This is a genomic window from Streptomyces sp. RB17, from assembly GCF_009604455.1.
Classification (GTDB): domain Bacteria; phylum Actinomycetota; class Actinomycetes; order Streptomycetales; family Streptomycetaceae; genus Streptomyces.
In genome coordinates, this window is sequence record NZ_WEGL01000006.1 from 186725 (window position 1) to 204759 (window position 18035).

General features: G+C 71.4%; 18 protein-coding genes. 7 read left to right on the forward strand and 11 right to left on the reverse strand.

Going from position 1 to position 18035, the window contains the following annotated elements; all coding sequences use genetic code 11:
* Positions 1 to 14: 14 nt before the first annotated feature.
* Positions 15 to 743 (reverse strand): type 1 glutamine amidotransferase, encoded by a 729-nt coding sequence (locus SRB17_RS26070; protein WP_153542588.1) that lies wholly within the window; start codon positions 741 to 743, stop codon positions 15 to 17.
* Positions 744 to 772: 29 nt separating this feature from the next.
* A complete protein-coding gene (locus SRB17_RS26075; protein WP_153542589.1) occupies positions 773 to 2011 on the reverse strand; it encodes a MurT ligase domain-containing protein in 1239 nt (412 codons plus the stop codon).
* Positions 2012 to 2163: 152 nt separating this feature from the next.
* Between SRB17_RS26075 and def the strand changes: the two genes are divergently transcribed.
* Entirely contained in the window at positions 2164 to 2703 is a 540-nt protein-coding gene (gene def / locus SRB17_RS26080) for a peptide deformylase (protein ID WP_194294142.1), read from the forward strand.
* A gap of 91 nt (positions 2704 to 2794) precedes the next feature.
* On the opposite strand, the gene SRB17_RS26085 is transcribed toward def, so the two are convergent.
* Positions 2795 to 3439 (reverse strand): TetR family transcriptional regulator, encoded by a 645-nt coding sequence (locus SRB17_RS26085; RefSeq protein ID WP_153542591.1) that lies wholly within the window; start codon positions 3437 to 3439, stop codon positions 2795 to 2797.
* 170 nt (positions 3440 to 3609) lie between these two features.
* Between SRB17_RS26085 and SRB17_RS26090 the strand changes: the two genes are divergently transcribed.
* A complete protein-coding gene (locus tag SRB17_RS26090; RefSeq protein WP_153542592.1) occupies positions 3610 to 4836 on the forward strand; it encodes an acyl-CoA dehydrogenase family protein in 1227 nt (408 codons plus the stop codon).
* A 76-nt stretch (positions 4837 to 4912) separates the two neighbouring features.
* Here the strand turns inward: SRB17_RS26090 and SRB17_RS26095 are convergent, their stop codons facing one another.
* From SRB17_RS26095 to SRB17_RS26130, 8 genes are all read right to left on the reverse strand, one after another.
* Positions 4913 to 5434: a cupin domain-containing protein gene (locus tag SRB17_RS26095; protein ID WP_153542593.1), complete on the reverse strand. Its 522-nt coding sequence runs from the start codon at positions 5432 to 5434 to the stop codon at positions 4913 to 4915.
* A 7-nt stretch (positions 5435 to 5441) separates the two neighbouring features.
* Positions 5442 to 6656 carry a cytochrome P450 gene (locus SRB17_RS26100; protein WP_153542594.1) on the reverse strand — a complete coding sequence of 405 codons (1215 nt, stop codon included), beginning with the start codon at positions 6654 to 6656 and terminating at the stop codon, positions 5442 to 5444.
* Positions 6657 to 6682: 26 nt separating this feature from the next.
* Entirely contained in the window at positions 6683 to 7729 is a 1047-nt protein-coding gene (locus tag SRB17_RS26105; protein ID WP_153542595.1) for a type III polyketide synthase, read from the reverse strand.
* 575 nt (positions 7730 to 8304) lie between these two features.
* Positions 8305 to 8538: a DUF6213 family protein gene (locus SRB17_RS26110; protein WP_323376249.1), complete on the reverse strand. Its 234-nt coding sequence runs from the start codon at positions 8536 to 8538 to the stop codon at positions 8305 to 8307.
* Positions 8539 to 8564: 26 nt separating this feature from the next.
* Positions 8565 to 9950, reverse strand: coding sequence for an NADP-dependent succinic semialdehyde dehydrogenase (locus tag SRB17_RS26115; RefSeq protein WP_153542597.1), 1386 nt, complete (start codon positions 9948 to 9950; stop codon positions 8565 to 8567).
* Between the two features lie 73 nt (positions 9951 to 10023).
* On the reverse strand, positions 10024 to 10497 hold the full coding sequence (locus SRB17_RS26120; protein WP_153542598.1) for an NUDIX domain-containing protein: 474 nt from the start codon (positions 10495 to 10497) through the stop codon (positions 10024 to 10026).
* Positions 10494 to 12032: an ATP-dependent DNA ligase gene (locus SRB17_RS26125; protein ID WP_153542599.1), complete on the reverse strand. Its 1539-nt coding sequence runs from the start codon at positions 12030 to 12032 to the stop codon at positions 10494 to 10496. Before SRB17_RS26125 ends, SRB17_RS26120 begins: the two co-directional genes overlap by 4 nt.
* Before the next feature lie 29 nt (positions 12033 to 12061).
* Positions 12062 to 13006 carry an NAD(P)/FAD-dependent oxidoreductase gene (locus SRB17_RS26130; protein WP_153542600.1) on the reverse strand — a complete coding sequence of 315 codons (945 nt, stop codon included), beginning with the start codon at positions 13004 to 13006 and terminating at the stop codon, positions 12062 to 12064.
* Between the two features lie 65 nt (positions 13007 to 13071).
* On the opposite strand from SRB17_RS26130, the gene SRB17_RS26135 reads away from it, so the two are divergent.
* From SRB17_RS26135 to SRB17_RS26155, 5 genes are all read left to right on the forward strand, one after another.
* Positions 13072 to 13644 carry a helix-turn-helix domain-containing protein gene (locus tag SRB17_RS26135; RefSeq protein ID WP_153542601.1) on the forward strand — a complete coding sequence of 191 codons (573 nt, stop codon included), beginning with the start codon at positions 13072 to 13074 and terminating at the stop codon, positions 13642 to 13644.
* 103 nt (positions 13645 to 13747) lie between these two features.
* Positions 13748 to 14713: an NADPH:quinone oxidoreductase family protein gene (locus SRB17_RS26140; RefSeq protein ID WP_153542602.1), complete on the forward strand. Its 966-nt coding sequence runs from the start codon at positions 13748 to 13750 to the stop codon at positions 14711 to 14713.
* Positions 14710 to 15891 carry an acyl-CoA dehydrogenase family protein gene (locus SRB17_RS26145; protein WP_153542603.1) on the forward strand — a complete coding sequence of 394 codons (1182 nt, stop codon included), beginning with the start codon at positions 14710 to 14712 and terminating at the stop codon, positions 15889 to 15891. Before SRB17_RS26140 ends, SRB17_RS26145 begins: the two co-directional genes overlap by 4 nt.
* A complete protein-coding gene (locus SRB17_RS26150; RefSeq protein WP_153542604.1) occupies positions 15888 to 16970 on the forward strand; it encodes an acyl-CoA dehydrogenase family protein in 1083 nt (360 codons plus the stop codon). The genes SRB17_RS26145 and SRB17_RS26150 overlap by 4 nt, the downstream gene beginning before the upstream one ends.
* A 161-nt stretch (positions 16971 to 17131) precedes the next feature.
* Positions 17132 to 17995: a phosphatidylinositol-specific phospholipase C/glycerophosphodiester phosphodiesterase family protein gene (locus SRB17_RS26155; RefSeq protein WP_153542605.1), complete on the forward strand. Its 864-nt coding sequence runs from the start codon at positions 17132 to 17134 to the stop codon at positions 17993 to 17995.
* Positions 17996 to 18035 lie beyond the last annotated feature (40 nt).

The following is an 18035-nucleotide window of genomic DNA, read 5'->3' on the forward strand; positions in this document are numbered from 1 at the left end:
CTGCGCAACGGTGGTCACGCAGGCTGCTGCGCAGCCGCGATGCGCTCGTTGCGGAGCGCCTCGTACCAGCGGTCGTCGGTCGGCGGCAGCGCGTTGACGTCGAGCGCCAGCTTCAGCAGCAGGTCGGCGATCTGCGGGTTGCGGGCGAGCACCGGGCCGTGCATGTACGTGCCGAAGACGGTCCCGTTGTACGCGCCCTCCGTGCCGTCCCCGGTGCCGTTGCCCTTGCCGATCTTCACCTGCGCGAACGGGCGCGCGGTGCGGCCGAGGTGGGTGACGCCCTGGTGGTTCTCGAAGCCGGTCAGCGGGGGGAGGCCCAGCTGCGGGTCGATGTCGGCGAGCACGTCACCCACGCACCGCTCGCCCTCGCCGCGCACCGACACCACGTCGAGCAGGCCGAGGCCCGGCTCGCGCTGGCCGAGGTCGTTGATGAACTCGTGGCCGAGGATCTGGTAGCCGGCGCAGACGGAGAAGACGATCGCGCCGTTCTCCACCGCCCGGTGCAGATGCCCGTCACGGCGCAGCCGCTCGGCAGCCAGCCGCTGCGGACGGTCCTCGCCGCCGCCGATCAGGTAGATGTCGCCGGACGTCGGGATCGGCTGGTCGCTGCGCACGTCCAGCCGGGCCACGTCCAGGCCGCGCTGCCGCGCCCGCCGCTCCACGACGAGGGCGTTGCCCTGGTCGCCGTAGGTGCTCAGCAGGTCCGGGTAGATCCACACCAGCCGCAGTTGGTTGTCGCTCATGAGGTGATCGCCCTTCGAGGATCAGAAGATCAGTTGCCGACGCGGCGGCGCAGGTCCTGGAACGCGGTGTAGTTCGCGATGACCTCGATCCGGCCCGGCGGGCACATCTGCACGGCCTGGTCGAGGTCGTCGCAGACCTGGAAGTGCTGGTTCGCGACCTCCAGACGGACGGCGAGGTCCAGCTTCCGGTCGCCGATCACGAAGATCGGGTGGCCGGTCAGCCGGGTGTAGTCGACGTCCCACAGCCAGGAGGTGTCGGTGCCGTCGGCCCCGCGGGCGTTCACGGACAGGATCACCGGGGCGGGCGGCGGGTCGATCAGGGAGAACGTCTCCAGCCAGCCGGCCGGGTTCTTCGCCAGCAGCAGCCGCAGATCGCGGTTCTGGAACTGCACGACGTCATAGCGTCCGGCCACGGCCTGCACCTGGTACATCCGCTCCAGGGCGACCTGCGGCGGCACCCCGAAGACGGCGGCGACGGCCGCGGAGGAGGCGGCGTTCGCCTTGTTGGCACGGCCCGGAAGCTGCAGATGGATGGGCCAGGCGGACCCGTGCGGATCCAGCACGTGGTCCCCGGACAGCGCCCAGGTCGGGGTGGGCCGGCGGAACCCGCACTCGCCGCAGAACCAGTCGTCCCCCGGGCGCTGCATCACGCCACCGCAGGACGGACAGGACCAGGCGTCGTCCTTCCACATCTGCCCGGCCGCGACCCAGATCACATTCGGGGACGAGGAGGCGGCCCACACCACCAGCGGATCGTCACAGTTCGCGACGACCACGGCCTTGGACCCGGCCAGACCCTCGCGCCAGTTCTCGGCGAGCATCCGGGTCTCGGCGGCACGGTCCAGCTGGTCGCGGGAGAGGTTGAGCAGGGCGATGCACTTCGGGTCGGTGTCCCGGGCCACACCGGCCAGGTACTTCTCGTCGACCTCGATGACACCGAACTTCGCGTCCGAGCCGCCGGCGAGCGCGGAGGTGATGCCGGCCGGCATGTTGGCGCCCAGCGCGTTCGACACGACCGGGCCCGCGGCGCGCAGCGCCTCGGCGATCAGCCGGGTCGTCGTCGTCTTGCCGTTGGTGGCGGACACCAGGACGACGTCCAGGTTCTGCGCGAGCCGTGCGAGCAGGTCGGGGTCGAGTCTCAGCGCGACCCGGCCACCGATCACCGACCCGCTGCCGCGCCCCGCGGCGCGCGATGCCGCAGCGACCGCCTTGCCCGCGGTCACGGCCAGCTTGGCCCGCGGCGTGAGCGGGTCCGAGTTCCCTGCCATCAGTTCTCGATCCTCCTTGCGTACGCGCCGCGCCTGGGGCCATCCGGCAGCGTGGTGTGGACCTCAGCCTATCGAGATCCGTTCGCACACCCGAATCCCGGCCCACGCCTTGAGCGGCGGGCATGGGCGATACGAACCGTACCCTTGCCGCCATGCGACACGGTTCCATTCCGGGCGCCCACGGGCGCGTCCGGCCTCTCACCCTGCTCGGCGACGCGGGTTTGCGCGAACAATGCCGGGAAGTCGCCGAATTCGGCCCCGAACTGGCGGCCCTCGTGGAGGACCTGTTCGCCACGATGTACGCGGCGCAGGGGGTCGGTCTGGCGGCGAATCAGATCGGAGTGGCGCAGCGCGTGTTCGTGTACGACTGCCCGGACGACGACGATGTCCGGAATCTCGGACATGTGGTGAACCCACGCCTGGTGGACGTCGACGGAGTGGTCGTCCGGGGCCCCGAGGGCTGCCTGTCCCTGCCCGGGCTGGAGGCAGGGACCGAGCGCTACGACCACGCGGTGATCGAGGGCTTCACGGCGACGGGGGAACCGGTCACCGTGCACGGCACGGGGTTCTTCGCGCGGTGCCTGCAGCACGAGTACGACCATCTTGAGGGCCGGGTCTACGCGGACCACCTCATGGGTTGGCGCAAGCGGAAACTGCTGAGGCACATCAGGCGAGCTCCATGGCACCGCTGAGGGGAAACCCAGCGGCGCGGGGCTGTGTCGACATGCGGCTGCGCCGCGGGGCGCGACCAGCCCCCACGCACCCGCAGGCGAACTGCGACCGTCAGAACCCCGGCCCCCCCATTTTGTCCCCGGCCGCGGCAAGGCGACCCCACAGCAGATCAGCCAGAGACCGCACCAACTCGGCGCGGGAACAAGGCCGTTCCCCCAGCCACCAGTCACCCGCCGCATGCATCATCCCGACGATCCCATGCCCCCACACCCGGGCCAGCTGCTGACTCTCCGGCCCCAGATCCACCCGCTCCTCGATGACCTGAGCCAGTTCCTCGCCCATGCGCCGAAGCAGCGGAGCCGAATGCTTGCCGACGTCGAACCCCTGGTCCCCGCTCCCGCCGCCCTCCGCCGGATGCATCAGGAACCGGTACACCTGAGGCCGCGCCTCGATCGCGGCGAGATACGTGTCCAGCGTCGACTCGACCCGCTCCCGCCGATCGGCCGGAGCGTCGAGCGCCGCCCGCAGCGAATCGAGCAGCGCATCCGTGTGCCGTTTGGCCAAAGCGGCGTAAAGGCCACCCTTGTCGCCGAAGTGGCGGTACAGGATCGGCTTGGTGATGCCGGCCTCCGCGGCGATCGCGTTCATCGACGCCTGCGGGCCGTCGCGCAGCACCACCCGGTCCGCGGCCTCCAGCAGCTCGCGCCGTCGGCGGTCGGCGGATCGCTGCTGATCGGTCCGCTGTGTGGTGTCCATGTGCTCTCCCCACCCGTGCTGATTCGGTGACGCCTGCGCAAACTAACACTGACTGTGCCCCTGACATCGAACGGGATGCCGAGACGTCATCACCGGTTGACTTTTCCTACCCGTCGGTAACAGACTCGGGTTACCGCTAGTAACATCGCACTTCCGCCGCTGGAGGGGACATGGCCGAGTTCACCATGGAGCTGAACGACGAACAGAAGGAAGTCCGGGACTGGCTCCATGGCTTCGCCGCCGACGTGATCCGCCCCGCGGCCGCCGAGTGGGACGAGCGTGAGGAGACTCCCTGGCCGGTCATCCAGGAGGCCGCGAAGGTCGGCATCTACTCCCTCGACTTCTACGCGCAGCAGTACTTCGACCCCACCGGCCTCGGCATCCCGATGGCCATGGAGGAGCTGTTCTGGGGCGACGCGGGCATCGCCCTGTCCATTGTGGGCACCGGCCTGGCCGCCGTGGGCGTTCTCGCCAACGGAACCGAGGAACAGATCGGCACCTGGATCCCGCAGATGTACGGCGACCAGAACGATGTCAAGGTCGCCGCCTTCTGCTCCTCCGAGCCCGACGCCGGCTCCGACGTCGCGTCCATGCGTACGCGGGCCGTGTACGACGAGGCCAAGGACGAGTGGGTGATCAACGGCACGAAGACCTGGGCGACCAACGGCGGCATCGCCAACGTCCACGTCGTCGTCGCCAGCGTCGACCCGGAGCTGGGCTCCAAGGGCCACGCCTCCTTCATCGTGCCGCCGGGCACGCCGGGCCTGGCCCAGGGCCAGAAGTTCAAGAAGCACGGCATCCGGGCCTCGCACACCGCCGAGGTCGTCCTCGACAACGTCCGCGTCCCCGGTTCCTGCCTGCTCGGCGGCAAGGAGAGGCTGGACGAGCGGCTGGCCCGGGCCCGGGAGAGGGCCGCGAAGGGCGGCGAGCGCGTCAAGAACGCGGCGATGGCCACGTTCGAGGCCTCCCGGCCGGCCGTCGGTGCGATGGCCGTCGGCACCGCCCGGGCCGCGTATGAGGTCGCCCTCGACTACGCCAGGACACGGGAGCAGTTCGGGCGGCCGATCATCGACAACCAGGGGGTCGCCTTCCAGCTCGCGGACATGCGGACGCAGATAGACGCCGCCCGGCTGCTCGTGTGGCGGGCGTCGTGGATGGCCGTCAACGGGAAGCCGTTCACCGCGGCCGAGGGGTCCATGTCCAAGCTGTTCGCCAGCGAGACCGCCAAGAAGGTGACTGCCCAGGCCATCCAGATCCTCGGTGGCAACGGATACACCCGTGAGTACCCGGTCGAGCGCATGCACCGGGACAGCGCCATCTACACGATCTTCGAGGGGACGAGCGAGATCCAGCGGCTCGTCATCGCGCGCACGCTCGCGGGTATGCCGATTCGGTAGCGCCGTGGGGCTGCTGCGCGATCCGGTCACACGGTGGTGTGTGGCCGGTCGCGCAGTTCCCCGCGCCCTCAGGGAGTCATCTGTGCCTCAGTGGAGTCAGTTGCTCGATGTCGTACTTGGCCCGTAGCGCCTCGATGGCCTCCTGGTCCGGTGGGCCCCCGTTCCCCAGGATCTCCAGCAGCTCCTCGAAGTAGCGTTCGTGATCCGGTGGCGGACTCGCCTGGAAGAACATCTTCGCGGGCGTCTCCGTCGGATTGGCGAATGCGTGCGGGCAGCCCGGGGGTACGACGATGACCGTGCCCGGAGTCGCCCGCACCACCCGGGTGCCCGAACTCGACTGCCATTTCTGCCAGTTGTCGGGAGTGCGGATGCGCGGCTCGAAGGCGAGGACGTCCAGTTCACCCTCCAGGACGTAGAACAGTTCCTCGCTGCGCGTGTGCACATGCGCGCCCACGTCGAAGCCCGGAGGGACCTCCACCTCGAAGGTGGAGGCCATCCGTGAGTGCATGCCGGTGACCTTGAACGTCACCCGCTGGGCCGGCGTCTCCACGACACGGCCGTGGCCCGGCGGCACGAGCAGTCCCTCGGTCCAGGTCATGCGCCGCTCACCAGGTCACCGGCAGGGCCTCGGGCCCCCGGATCAGCGCGCCCTTCTTGAAGGGCACCTTCTCCGGCGGTACGGCCAGCCTCAGGCCCGGCATCCGGTCCAGCAGGGCGTCCACCATGAGTTCCTCCTCCATTCGGGCCAGCATGTTGCCGGGGCAGAAGTGCGGGCCGAAGCCGAAGGAGACGTGGGGGTTGGGGCTGCGGGTGAAGTCGATCGTCTCCGGGTCGGGGAAGACCTCCGGGTCGCGGTTCGCGGCCAGATAGGAGTTGTACACCGCGTCGCCCGCGCGGATCCGGACGCCTCTGATCTCGACGTCCTCCAAGGCGATCCGGGACAGCCCGACCGCGTTGCGGTGCGGGATGAAGCGCAGGAGTTCGTCGATCGCCCTGGGGCGGATCTCCGGCTCCGCGCGCAGCCGGTCCACCAGGTCGGGGCGGGTCAGCAGCAGATAGAACATCTGCCCGCTGTTGTTGGTGACCGCCTCGCCGCCGATCTGGAGGAGACCCGCCAGCCCGACGGCCTCCTCCAGCGTCACCTCGCCCCGGCCCACGGCGGCGCCGAGCAGGGAGGCGACGTCCTCGGCCGTGCTGTTCTCGCGCAGCCCGATCAGATCCGAGAAGTAGGCGGCCATCTCCCGCTTGGCCTTCTCGCTGACCTCCTTGCCGTTCGAGGAGGACAGGATGAGCTGGGTCCAGGTGTGCATGGTGTGCCGGTCGGCGGCCGGGACGCCCATCAGCTCGCAGATCACCGCGATCGGGAACGGGCTGAGCACCGCACTGGTGAGATCGGCGGGCGGGCCGTCCTGGAGGAGTTCGTCGACCAGTTCGTCCAGCATGGCGCGCGCCTTGTCGCGCACCCGCTCCACCCCCTTCGTGGTGAACGCGGGCGCCACCGAGCGGCGCAGCCGGGTGTGGTCGGGCGGGTCGAGGAAGCCGACCGCGCCCGGGTCCGGGATGAAGTGCGGGGCCAGCCGGGTGACCGGCTTCTTCATCACCTCCTCGCGGCTGAAGCGGGGGTCGTTGGTCACCATGCGGACGTCGTCCATCCGGGTCACCAGCCACGCCCAGCCCTCGCCGTTGGGCAACTGGATGCGGGTGACCGGTCCTTCGCACATCAGCTCTCTCAGCACCGGATCGAAGTCCGTCCCGGTCAGATCGAGCGCCGGCCAGTGCCGGATCGGGGGCAGGGTCTCGGTGAGTGTCTCTTCGGTCATGCGGTACTCGAACCGTCTCTCGGTCTTCAGCTGCGCCAACGGCCCAGCGCCATTTCCGCGGTGATGCCGGGGCCGAACCCGGCGAGGAGCCCGCGCGCCCGGTTCTGGGTGCCGCCCTCGTCGAACATCCGGCGCAGCGCGTCCAGCACGACGCCGGAGGCGATGTTGCCGTACTCGGTGAGGGTGGCCCGGCTGAACCGGAAGGCGTGCGGGTCGACCTGGAGGAACTTGCTGAGGTCGTCGAGGATGCGCGGCCCGCCCGCGTGGACGATGTAGAAGTCCAGGTCGGAGGCGTCCCAGCCGTGCATGCCCGCGAGGTCCTGCAGCGCCGGGGCCAGCGGCTCCATGGTGGCCGGCACCCGCTTGTCGAGCAGGAAGTGGAAGCCGGTCGCCCGGACGTCGTACATGATCCACTCTTCGGTCTTGGGGATCAGGTACGAGCCGTTGCGTTCCAGCTCGATGCCGGTGCCGCCCTTGCCGCGGACCACGGCGGCGGCTATGCCGTCACCGAACAGGCCGTTGGAGAGCAGCGAGCCGACGCCCAGGTCGGTGGGCTGGTAGCACAGCGAGCAGAACTCGCAGGCCACGATCAGCGCGTTGGTGTCGGGGTAGGCCGTGCAGAAGTCGTGCGCGCGGTTGATCGCCGCGCCGCCGGCCGCACAGCCCAGCTGGGCTATGGGGAGCTGTCGGGTGGTCGGGTCGAAGTCCATCTCGTTGATCAGCCACGCCGTGAGCGAGGGCATCATGAAGCCCGTGCACGAGACGAAGACGATCACGTCGATGTCGGTGGTGAGGAGTTCCGCGTCGTCGAGGGCGCGCTGGATTACCGCGGGGACCCGGGCCTTGGCCTCGGCCTCGTAGAGCTTGTTGCGCTCCTCGAAGCCGGGGTGCTTGAGGGTCTCCTCGATGGGCTGCACGATGTGCCGCGTCTTCACGCCCGTGTTCTCTATCAGCCGCAGGGCGAGCGGCAGTTGCGGATGATCCGCGTGCCGGGAGCGCGCCAGCTCCAGCGTCTCCTCCATCGTGATCACGTGCTCCGGCACCGACACCGTGGGTCTGCACAAAGTCGCCATGAACCGTGCCTGCTTTCAGCCTTCCGGAAGGTCTGCGCCCGCCGGTCAGAGGGTCGTTCACCTCAGGAGGTGGTTCACCCACGATCACTCGACCTGGCGACGATCTCGCGCCGAACTACTCCAGACCGGGGACACCGCGTCCGCGGACGGGTGGGAAACCGCAGGTCCGCGGGAGGGAGAACATCGTGCCGGTCGCGGCCGAGGCACTGCTGGAGACGGCCGCCAGGGAACTCGCCCCGGACCGTCCGCCCATCCCTTCGTCCCCCTGGTGGAACGCGGCGCGGCAGCTCCCCGGACCCTCGCCCGCCCGGCCCGGAACAGCAGTGGAGGATCCCCGCCGACCGCCGCTCCTCACGAGCACATGGCCCAGCGCGCCGACCCCGCCCCCGCGGCCTCTTTCGGCACTCTCGCGCCGGGCGAGGAACGCGCGGCAGCACGTCTGGCGGACCTCGTCCGGGCCCGCGGCGTCATCGAGGCACTCCCGGACGTACGCCCCTGTGACGGGCTGCCAGGCCTACCCCGCCCACGATCCCCGGCCGGGAGACGGTGGTGCGCGCGCATCCGCCCTGCGCGACCTAGGGCGCCCCACTGCTGTGCGCGATACACGCCACATCGATACGATCGGCCAGCTTGGCCAGCTCAATGGTCAAAGCGGCAACCGTGTCCTCGTCCAACCCCGGGTCCCCGGCCTCGACGAGCCGCAGCCACCGCCCACCCACGGTCCGCAGCAGCTTGCTCACGTCGGCCGCGGCCACCTGCAAGGTACCGCGGTCGTCGACGATCAGAGGCAGGGTCACTTCGCGGTTCACAAAAGGGGATGGTAGTCGCGCAGCACTCACGCACCCTGCCAAACCGTGGTGATGTTGCAGAACTCGCGGATACCGTGCCCGGACAGCTCACGCCCGTACCCGGACCGCTTGACCCCGCCGAACGGGAACGCCGGATGGGAGGCGGTCATCCCGTTGACGTACACGGAACCGGCCTCCAGATCGCGGGCGCACCGCTCCACCTCGCTCTCGTCCCGCGTCCACACGTTGGAACTCAGCCCGAACGGCGAGTCGTTGGCGATGAGCAGCGCCTCGTCCAGGTCGCCGGCCCGGTACAGCGTGGCGACCGGCCCGAACGCCTCCTCCCGGTGGATGCGCATCTCGCGGGTGATCCCGGCCAGTACGGTCGGCGGGTAGTACCAGCCGGGCCCGTCCGGCCGTTCGCCGCCGCAGAGCACCTGCGCCCCGCTGCGCCGCGCGTCGTCGACCAGCTCCTCCAGGTCCTTCCGCCCCTGCTCGCTGGAGAGCGGCCCGACCTCGGTGTCCTCCTCCAGCGGGTCGCCGACCCTGAGCGCCGTCATGCCGGCGACGAACTTCTCGGCGAAGGCGTCGTAGACGTCGGTGTGCACGATGAACCGCTTGGCGGCGATGCAGGACTGCCCGTTGTTCTGCACGCGCGCCGTGACCGCCACCTCGGCCGCCCGGTCCAGGTCGGCGGAGGGCAGCACGACGTACGGGTCGCTGCCACCCAGCTCCAGCACCGTCTTCTTGATCATCTCCCCGCAGGTGGAGGCCACCGCGCGGCCCGCCGGCTCGCTGCCGGTGAGCGTCGCGGCCTTCACCCGCTCGTCCCGGAGGATGTCGTCCACCGCGCCCGAGCCGATCAGGAGCGTCTGGAAGCAGCCCTCCGTGAAGCCCGCCCGGTGGAACAGGTCCTCCAGGTACAGGGCCGTCTGCGGGACGTTGGAGGCGTGCTTGAGCAGGCCCACGTTGCCCGCCATCAGGGCGGGCGCGGCGAACCGGATCACCTGCCAGAGCGGGAAGTTCCACGGCATCACCGCGAGGACGGGTCCCAGCGGCCGGTACCGGACCCGGACCCGGGACGCGCCGGAGTCCCGTACATCGGCCTCGGCCGGCTCCTCGTCGGCGAGCAGCGCCTCCGCGTGCTCGGCGTACCAGCGCATCGCCTTGGCGCACTTCGCGGCCTCCGCCCAGGCCTGCTTGATCGGCTTGCCCATCTCCGTGGTCATCACCCGGCCGATCTCGCGCCGGTCCTCGTCCAGCAGATCGGCGGCCTTGAGCAGCAGCCGGGCGCGATCGACGAACGAGAGCGCCCGATAGGTGCGGAACGTCGCCTCGGCGAGCTGGAGCCGGCGTTCCAGCTCTTCCTCGCCCATGGGCTCGTACGTCTTGAGCGTCTCGCCGTTCGCCGGGTTCACCGTCGCGATGGGCATGGCTGACCTCCCTGGGAGCGGGCTTGCTTAGACCTTCGCGCGCGGCAGGGCCGTCCGCAACGTGTGTCATCCCTTAGGCCGAGTGCTCCGCCAGCCGGTCGAGAAACGCGGTCTGCGCCGTGATGACCAGCGCACGGGCCCGCTCCAGGCCGAGCCACTCCACGCGGTCCAGCTCCGGGAACTCCCGCACCCGGCCGGACCTCGGCGGCCACTCCATGGTGAAGGTGCCGGGGCGGAAGGAGCTCAGGTCCGGGTCCGCCTCGACGGCCCACGCCGTGACGATCTTGCCGTTCTTCTGCGCGACCTCGCCCAGCGGTACGGCCTTCCCGTCGGGCGGCACCAGCCCCAGCTCCTCCTGGAACTCGCGCCGGGCGGCCTCCCAGGCGGGCTCGTCGGGTTCGTACTCGCCCTTGGGGACCGTCCACGCCCCGGCGTCCTTCTTCGCCCAGAGCGGACCACCCATATGGCCGAGCAGTACCTCGAGTCCCTCATCGGCGTGCCGGAACAACAGCAGTCCCGCGCTGCGCTTCCTCGCACGCTCCGTCATGGCTCGACCTCCGGATGGGCCGCCAGCAGGGCCTCCACGGTATCGGCCTCCTCGGGGCGTTTGTCCTCGCGGTAGCGGACCACGCGGGCGAAGCGGAGGGTGACGCCGGCCGGGTAGCGGGTGGAGCGCTGGAGGCCGTCGTAGGCGATCTCCACGACGAGTTCGGGGCGCACCCGGACCACCCAGCCGTCGTCCTCCACGGCCAGCTCCCGCAGCCGCTCGGTCTGCCAGGCGAGCATCGCGTCGGTCATGCCCTTGAAGGTCTTGCCGAGCATGGCGAAGCCGCCGTCCGGGGTGCGGGCGCCGAGGTGGAGGTTGGAGAGCTTGCCCGTGCGCCGTCCGTGGCCCCACTCGGCGGCCAGCACGACGAGGTCGAGGGTGTGCACGGGCTTGACCTTCAGCCAGGCGGCGCCGCGCCGGCCCGCGCTGTACGGCGCGTCCAGCGCCTTGACCACCACGCCCTCGTGGCCGCGGGCCAGGGTCTCGGCGAGGAACCGTTCCGCCTCCGCGAGGTCTCCCGGCCCGGAGGCGACCGTCCGGCGCACCCGCATCGGCTCGGGCACCAGCCGGGCCAGCTCCGCGTGCCGCTCGGCGAACGGCAGGTCCAGCAGATCGGTGCCGTCGACCGACAGGACGTCGAAGAAGACGGGGGAGACCGGGACCTCCCCGGCCGCCTTGGCCACGTCCGTCCGGGAGCCGACCCGACCCGCCGTCTCCTGGAAGGACCGGGGCCGTCCGGCCGCGTCGAAGGAGATCACCTCGCCGTCCAGGATGAACCGCTCGCCCCGCAACTCCCGTGCGGCGGCGGTCACTTCGGGCAGCCGGCCGGTGATGTCGTCCAGGGTGCGGGTGTGCACCCGGACCGTGTCGCCGTCCCGGTGGACCTGCACCCGGATGCCGTCCAGCTTCTCCTCCACCGCGCACGCGCCCAGCTTCTCCACCGCCTCGGCCACCGAGGACGCGCTGTGCGCCAGCATCGGCAGCACCGGCCGCCCCACGGTGAGCCGGAACCGGTCGAGGGCCCCAGGGCCCTCGCCGAGCAGGGCCTGGGCGACCGTCTGCAGCGACCCGGCCAGCATCACCGCCCGGCGTACGGCGGCCGGGTCGGCGCCCGTCGCCCGCGCGAGGCCCTCCACCGCGACCGCGTCCAGCGCGCCCTGCCGCACCTCGCCGGTGAGCAGACCGAGCAGGAAACGCTGCTCCTCCTCGGTGGCCGCGCCCATCAGCTCGCCGACGAGCCGGACCCGCTGCGCCTGCGAGCCCGGCCCCGAGACCTTGCCCAGCTCGCCGAGCAGGGCGTCGACCTCCCGGACGGTGAGCGTGGGCTCGCCGGCGGGCGGCACCGGGCGGCTCAGCACCTTCCAGCCGACGCCGAGCCGGCCCTGCGGCAGCCGTCCGGCCAGGTACGGGATGACGATCGGCACGTCGTCCGGCTCCGCCTCCCGGAACAGTTCGGCGAGCAGCGCGGTTTTACGGGACCGGGCCGCCGTCGCGGCGACGTCCCGGGACACCTGGGCGAGCCGGGTCAGCAGCATGCAGCCATCGTGCACCGGGGGAGCGGCCGCTACACCCGGACGGAGTCGAGGTCTGTCATCAGCAGTTCCCCGTTGATCGCCGCACCCGCCCGGTACCCCCGGCTCGCCGCGTTGATCACCTGCTCGGCGAAGCCGCTCGCGTTGCCCGCAGCCCATAGTCCGGGCACGGTCGTCAGGCCCCGTTCGTCGATCACCGGGTAGGCGCCGAACGGCGTCTCGCGCAGCTCGGCGCCCAGCCGCACCAGCAGGTGGTTGTTCGGCACCGCGCGCGGGGCGGCGTACAGGACCTCGCGGTCGTGGACCGTGCCGTCCGAAAGACGCACCCCCGTGAGCCGGTCGTCGGCCACGACGAGTCCCGTCACCTTCCCGGGCACGACCGTGACCCCGGCGGCGGCCAGCCGGCGCAGGTCGTCGTCCGTCAGTGCCGACTCGCTCAGCTCGTGCAGGAAGAACCGCACGTCCTTCGACCACTGGGTGACCATGAGCGCCTGGTGCACGCTCAGCGGCGAGGTCGCCAGCACCCCGGTCGGCAGGTCGCGGGCCTCCCAGCCGTGGCAGTACGGGCAGTGCACCACGTCGCGGCCGAACCGCTCGGCCAGCCCGGGGACATCCGGCAGCTCGTCCTTGAGGCCCGTGGCGATCACCAGCTGCCGGGCCCGGACGGTCCGGCCGCTCGCGAGCACGACGGAGAAGTCCCCGTCCCTCGTCGCGTCCACGACCCGGTCCCGGACCAGCTCCACCCCGTACCGGGCGATCTCCTCGCGGCCGATCGCCAGGAACTCGGCCGGGGACATGCCGTCGCGGGACAGATAGCCGTGCATGTGCGGGGACGGCGTGTTGCGCGGCTCGCCCGCGTCGACGACCAGCGCGCGGCGCCGGGCCCGGCCGAGGACCAGCGCGGCCGACAGCCCGGCGGCCCCGCCACCGACGACGACTGCTTCGTACGTGTTGTTCTCGGTCCTGTTCTCGGTCATGGGGCGACGGTCGCTCGACGCTCGCGGGATTGACAAACGCATTTGCCGTTCCTGCAATAGGCGCCATGAGCACAGACGACGTACTGGCCGAAGTGGGCCCGCGGCTGCGGCGCATCCGCAGGGACCGGCAGGTGACCCTGGCGGCGCTGTCCGAGGCCACCGGCATCTCCGTCAGCACCCTCTCCCGGCTGGAGTCCGGTCTGCGCAGGCCAAGCCTCGAACTGCTCCTGCCCATCGCCCAGGCCCATCAGGTGCCGCTGGACGAGCTGGTCGGCGCGCCGCCGGTGGGGGACCCACGGGTGCGGGCCGAGCCGATCGTCCGCGGCGGGCGCACCCACTGGCCGCTGACCCGCCAGCCCGGCGGGCTCCAGGCCTTCAAGGTGCTCGAACCGCAGCGGAAACAGGACCCGGATCCGCGCACCCACGAGGGCTACGAGTGGCTGTATGTGCTGTCGGGGCGACTGCGGCTGGTCCTCGGCGAGCACGATGTCGTGCTGTCGGCGGGGGAGGCCGCCGAGTTCGACACGCGCGTGCCGCACTGGTTCGGTTCGACGGGGGAGGGGCCGGTGGAGTTCCTCAGTCTGTTCGGGCCGCAGGGCGAGCGGATGCACGTGCGGGCCCGGCCCAGGCGGAAGTGACACGGACGACTGTTCCCTGAATGCGACTGTTCCCTGAATGGCAAGCGACCGCTTAGTATGCAATCGGACCCGGTCAGACGAAGCAGTCCCGTGGAGGCCCCGCATGCAGGCATGGCAAGTGCACGAGAACGGCGAGCCGAGCGAGGTGATGCACCTGACGGAGGTGGAGCCGCCCACGCCGGGTGACGGCCAGGTGCGCCTGCGCGTGCGTGCCGCCAACGTCAACTTCCCGGACGCGCTGCTGTGCCGCGGCCAGTACCAGGTGCGCCCGCCGCTGCCGTTCACCCCCGGCGTGGAGATCTGCGGCGAGACCGAGGACGGCCGCCGGGTGATCGCCAACCCCGCGCTGCCCTACGGCGGTTTCGCCGAGTACGCCCTCGCGGACGCCCGTGCTCTGCTGCCCGCGCCCGAGTCGCTGGACGACGCCGAGGCCGCCGCGCTGCACATCGGCTACCAGACCGGCTGGTTCGGCCTGCACCGTCGGGCCCGTCTGGAGGCCGGCGAGACCCTGCTCGTGCACGCCGCCGCCGGAGGGGTCGGCAGCGCCGCCGTCCAGCTCGGCAAGGCGGCGGGCGCCACCGTGATCGGTGTCGTCGGCGGCGCGGACAAGGCGGCCGTGGCCCGCGAGCTGGGCTGTGACGTGGTCGTCGACCGCCGATCCGAGGACGTGATCACGGCCGTGAAGGAGGCCACCGGCGGCCGGGGCGCGGACGTGATCTACGACCCGGTGGGCGGCGAGGCCTACGTCCAGTCCGCCAAGCTCGTCGCCTTCGAGGGCCGGATCGTCGTGGTCGGCTTCGCGAGCGGCACCATCCCCAGCCCCGCCCTCAATCACGCGCTGGTGAAGAACTACGCGATCCTCGGCCTGCACTGGGGCCTGTACAACACCAAGAACCCCAAGCTGGTCCTGCGCTGCCACGAGGAGCTGACCGAACTGGCCGCGCGTGGCGCGATCAAGCCCCTGGTGAGCGAGCGGGTGCCGCTGAGCGAGGCCTCCGTGGCCGTGCAGAAGGTGGCGGACGGCCGGTCCACCGGCCGGATCGCCGTGGTGATGGAGGGAGCAGCATGACCGACGCCGACGAACTGCGCCGCCGCACACGGGAGTTGCTGTCCGTGCATCCCCCCGCGGACACCGACCGCCTCGACTTCCTGCGCGCCCGCTTCGACGCCGGGCTCGCCTGGGTGCACTACCCGGAGGGTCTCGGCGGACTGGGCGCCCCCCGCCACCTCCAGGCCGTGGTGGACGCCGAGCTGGAGGCCGCCGGCGCCCCCGACAACGACGCGCGCCGCAACGGCATCGGGCTCGGCATGGCCGCCCCGACGATCCTCAAGTACGGCACGGAAGAGCAGAAGCAGCGCTATCTGCGGCCGCTGTGGACGGGCGAGGAGGTCTGGTGCCAGCTGTTCAGCGAGCCCGGCGCCGGCTCCGACCTGGCCGCGCTCGGCACCCGGGCCGTGCGGGAGGGCGAGGACTGGGTCGTCAACGGGCAGAAGGTGTGGACGTCCGGCGCGCACAACGCCCGCTGGGCCATCCTCATCGCCCGCACCGACCCGAGCGTGCCCAAGCACGCGGGCATCACCTACTTCCTCTGCGACATGACCGACCCCGGTGTCGAGGTCCGGCCGCTGCGCCAGATCACCGGCGAGGCCGAGTTCAACGAGGTCTTCCTCACCGACGTCCGCATCCCCGACTCCCGCCGCCTCGGCGAGGTCGGCGACGGCTGGCGGGTCGCCCAGACCACGCTCAACAACGAGCGCGTGGCCATCGGCGGCATGCGGCTGCCCCGCGAGGGCGGCATGATCGGCCCGGTCGCCAGGACCTGGCGCGAACGCCCCGAGCTGCGCACCCACGAACTGCATCAGCGGCTGCTGAAGCTGTGGGTCGAGGCCGAGGTCTCCCGCCTCACCGCCGAACGCCTGCGCCAGCAGCTCGTCGCCGGGCAGCCCGGCTACGAGGGCTCCGGCATGAAGCTCGCCTTCGCCCGGCTCAACCAGGAGATCAGTGGCCTGGAGGTCGAACTCCGCGGCGAGGAGGGCCTGTCGTACGACGACTGGACCATGCGCCGCCCGGAGCTGGTCGACTTCACCGGCCGCGACGCCGGCTACCGCTATCTGCGCGCCAAGGGCAACAGCATCGAGGGCGGGACCAGCGAGGTCCTGCTGAACATCGTCGCCGAGCGGGTCCTCGGCCTGCCCGCCGAACCGCGCACCGACAAGGACGTCGCATGGAAGGACCTGGCCCGATGACACAAGCGCCGGACCTGCTGTACTCCGAGGAGGAAGAGGCGCTGCGCTCCGCCGTCCGCGACCTCCTGACGGACCACTGCCCGCCGGCGGACGTCATCGCCCGCGCCGAGTCGGACACCCCGCACGACCTCGCCCTGTGGAAGTCCCTCGCCGAGGGCATGGGCCTGGCCGGGCTCCTGGTGCCCGAGGAGCAGGGCGGCCAGGGCGCCTCCGCCCGCGAAGTCGCCGTCGTCCTGGAGGAGCTGGGGCGTACGGTCGCACCGGTGCCGTATCTCACCAGCGCGGTCGTGGCCACCGAGGCCCTGCTGGCCTGCGGTGACGACGAGCTCCTGGGACAGCTGGCCTCCGGGCGCACCATCGGCGCCCTCGCGGTCGGCCTGCACGCGGCTCCGGGCGCCACGTTCAAGGCCGTACGACGTGAGAACGGCCTCCTGCACGGGGAGTTGGCCGGCATCGCCGACGCGGCCGTGGCCGACGTCCTGCTCGTCCCGGCCGAGGACGGCGGCCTGTACGCCGTGGCCGCGGACACCGCGACCGTCACCCCGCAGATCTCCCTCGACCTGACCCGGCCGCTGGCGACGGTACGGCTGGAGGGCGCGCCCGGCCGCCGCGTCGGCGACGCCGAGCCCGCCGTACGACGCGCCCTGCGCGCCGCCGCAGGACTCCTCGCCTCCGAGCAACTCGGTGTCGCGGACTGGGCGTTGACCGAGACGGTGCGCTACCTGAAGGAGCGCAAGCAGTTCAACCGGCCGGTCGGCGGCTTCCAGGCGCTCAAGCACCGGCTCGCGCAGCTGTGGCTGGAGGTCGTCAACCTGCGGGCCGCTGCGCGGGCTTCGGCCGATGCGCTGGCCTCGGGCGAGGACACGGACGTCTCGGTCGCCGTCGCGCAGGCGTACGCGGCGCCGGTCGCGGTCCACGCCGCCGAGGAGGCGCTGCAGCTGCACGGCGGCATCGGGATGACCTGGGAACACCCGATCCACCTGTATCTGAAGCGGGCCAAGGCGGACTCGATCGCCTACGGGACTGCGGGGGCCCATCGGGAGGCGCTGGCCGGACTGGTCGACCTCCAGGCGCCCTGACGCCACCCGCGTGAAGCCCGCCCCACCTGGGGCGGGCTTTTCCGCGGCCAAGCTCCGCAGAAGTGAACAACGCGCCAACTCCCCGCGAGACAGGGCCTCTTCGGTGACAGGGCCACGCATACTCCCTTCGGTCCCATCCGGCACCTCAAGGGAGGCAGAGCATGGCCCTCACCACCCGTCGCGGAGCCCTCACCACCCTCGGCGCCGCCCTCGCCGGCGCGGTCGTCCTGCCCGCGTCGCACGCCTGGGCGGGCACCGCTCAGCGGGGTCGGCACCCGCTGTGGAACGCGCACGCCCACAACGACTACGAGCACCCCAGGCCGCTGCTCGACGCGCTCGACCACCGCTTCAACAGTGTCGAGGCCGACATCTTCCTCGTCGGCGACCAGCTCCTGATCGGGCACGACAGCTCCGAGCTGGACCCGTCCCGCACCCTCGAATCCCTCTACCTCGACCCGCTCGCGGCCCGGGTCCGGGCGGGCCACGGCTCGGTGTACCGGGGCTGGCGCAGGCCGCTGCAACTCCTGATCGACATCAAGACCGAGGGCTCGTCGACGTACCTCGAACTCGACCGCCACCTGCGCCGCTACCCGCACCTGTTCACCCGCTACGCGCACGGCCGCGTGCATCCCGGACCGGTCACCGCCGTCATCTCCGGCGACCGCGCCGCCCGCATCCCCATGGAGGCGCAGGAGGAGCGGCGCGCCTTCTACGACGGCCGGCTCACCGACCTCACCGCCGCCGCCCCGGCCACGTTCATCTCGCTGATCAGCGACAACTGGACGCAGAACTTCACCTGGTCGGGCGAGGGCGCGTTCCCCGACGCCGAGCGGCACAAGCTGCGGAGCATCACCGCCGCCGCGCACGCGCGCGGGCAGCAGGTGCGGTTCTGGGCCACCCCGGACGCCGCGGGCCCGGCCCGGGACGCCCTGTGGACGGAACTGCTGGCCGCCGGTGTCGACTTCCTCAACACCGACGACCTGGCCGGGCTGGAGAACTTCCTGGACGCCCACCCCGCCGCATAACGCCGCGCGATGTGACACCACTCGATCGGGGGACACGTCA

Coding starts and splice junctions, on each gene's coding strand:
- SRB17_RS26070 (WP_153542588.1), bottom strand. CDS start 743: ATGAGCGACAACCAACTGCGGCTGGTGTGGATCTACCCGGACCTGCTG.
- SRB17_RS26075 (WP_153542589.1), bottom strand. CDS start 2,011: ATGGCAGGGAACTCGGACCCGCTCACGCCGCGGGCCAAGCTGGCCGTG.
- def (WP_194294142.1), top strand. CDS start 2,164: ATGCGACACGGTTCCATTCCGGGCGCCCACGGGCGCGTCCGGCCTCTC.
- SRB17_RS26085 (WP_153542591.1), bottom strand. CDS start 3,439: ATGGACACCACACAGCGGACCGATCAGCAGCGATCCGCCGACCGCCGA.
- SRB17_RS26090 (WP_153542592.1), top strand. CDS start 3,610: ATGGCCGAGTTCACCATGGAGCTGAACGACGAACAGAAGGAAGTCCGG.
- SRB17_RS26095 (WP_153542593.1), bottom strand. CDS start 5,434: ATGACCTGGACCGAGGGACTGCTCGTGCCGCCGGGCCACGGCCGTGTC.
- SRB17_RS26100 (WP_153542594.1), bottom strand. CDS start 6,656: ATGACCGAAGAGACACTCACCGAGACCCTGCCCCCGATCCGGCACTGG.
- SRB17_RS26105 (WP_153542595.1), bottom strand. CDS start 7,729: ATGGCGACTTTGTGCAGACCCACGGTGTCGGTGCCGGAGCACGTGATC.
- SRB17_RS26115 (WP_153542597.1), bottom strand. CDS start 9,950: ATGCCCATCGCGACGGTGAACCCGGCGAACGGCGAGACGCTCAAGACG.
- SRB17_RS26120 (WP_153542598.1), bottom strand. CDS start 10,497: ATGACGGAGCGTGCGAGGAAGCGCAGCGCGGGACTGCTGTTGTTCCGG.
- SRB17_RS26125 (WP_153542599.1), bottom strand. CDS start 12,032: ATGCTGCTGACCCGGCTCGCCCAGGTGTCCCGGGACGTCGCCGCGACG.
- SRB17_RS26130 (WP_153542600.1), bottom strand. CDS start 13,006: ATGACCGAGAACAGGACCGAGAACAACACGTACGAAGCAGTCGTCGTC.
- SRB17_RS26135 (WP_153542601.1), top strand. CDS start 13,072: ATGAGCACAGACGACGTACTGGCCGAAGTGGGCCCGCGGCTGCGGCGC.
- SRB17_RS26140 (WP_153542602.1), top strand. CDS start 13,748: ATGCAGGCATGGCAAGTGCACGAGAACGGCGAGCCGAGCGAGGTGATG.
- SRB17_RS26145 (WP_153542603.1), top strand. CDS start 14,710: ATGACCGACGCCGACGAACTGCGCCGCCGCACACGGGAGTTGCTGTCC.
- SRB17_RS26150 (WP_153542604.1), top strand. CDS start 15,888: ATGACACAAGCGCCGGACCTGCTGTACTCCGAGGAGGAAGAGGCGCTG.
- SRB17_RS26155 (WP_153542605.1), top strand. CDS start 17,132: ATGGCCCTCACCACCCGTCGCGGAGCCCTCACCACCCTCGGCGCCGCC.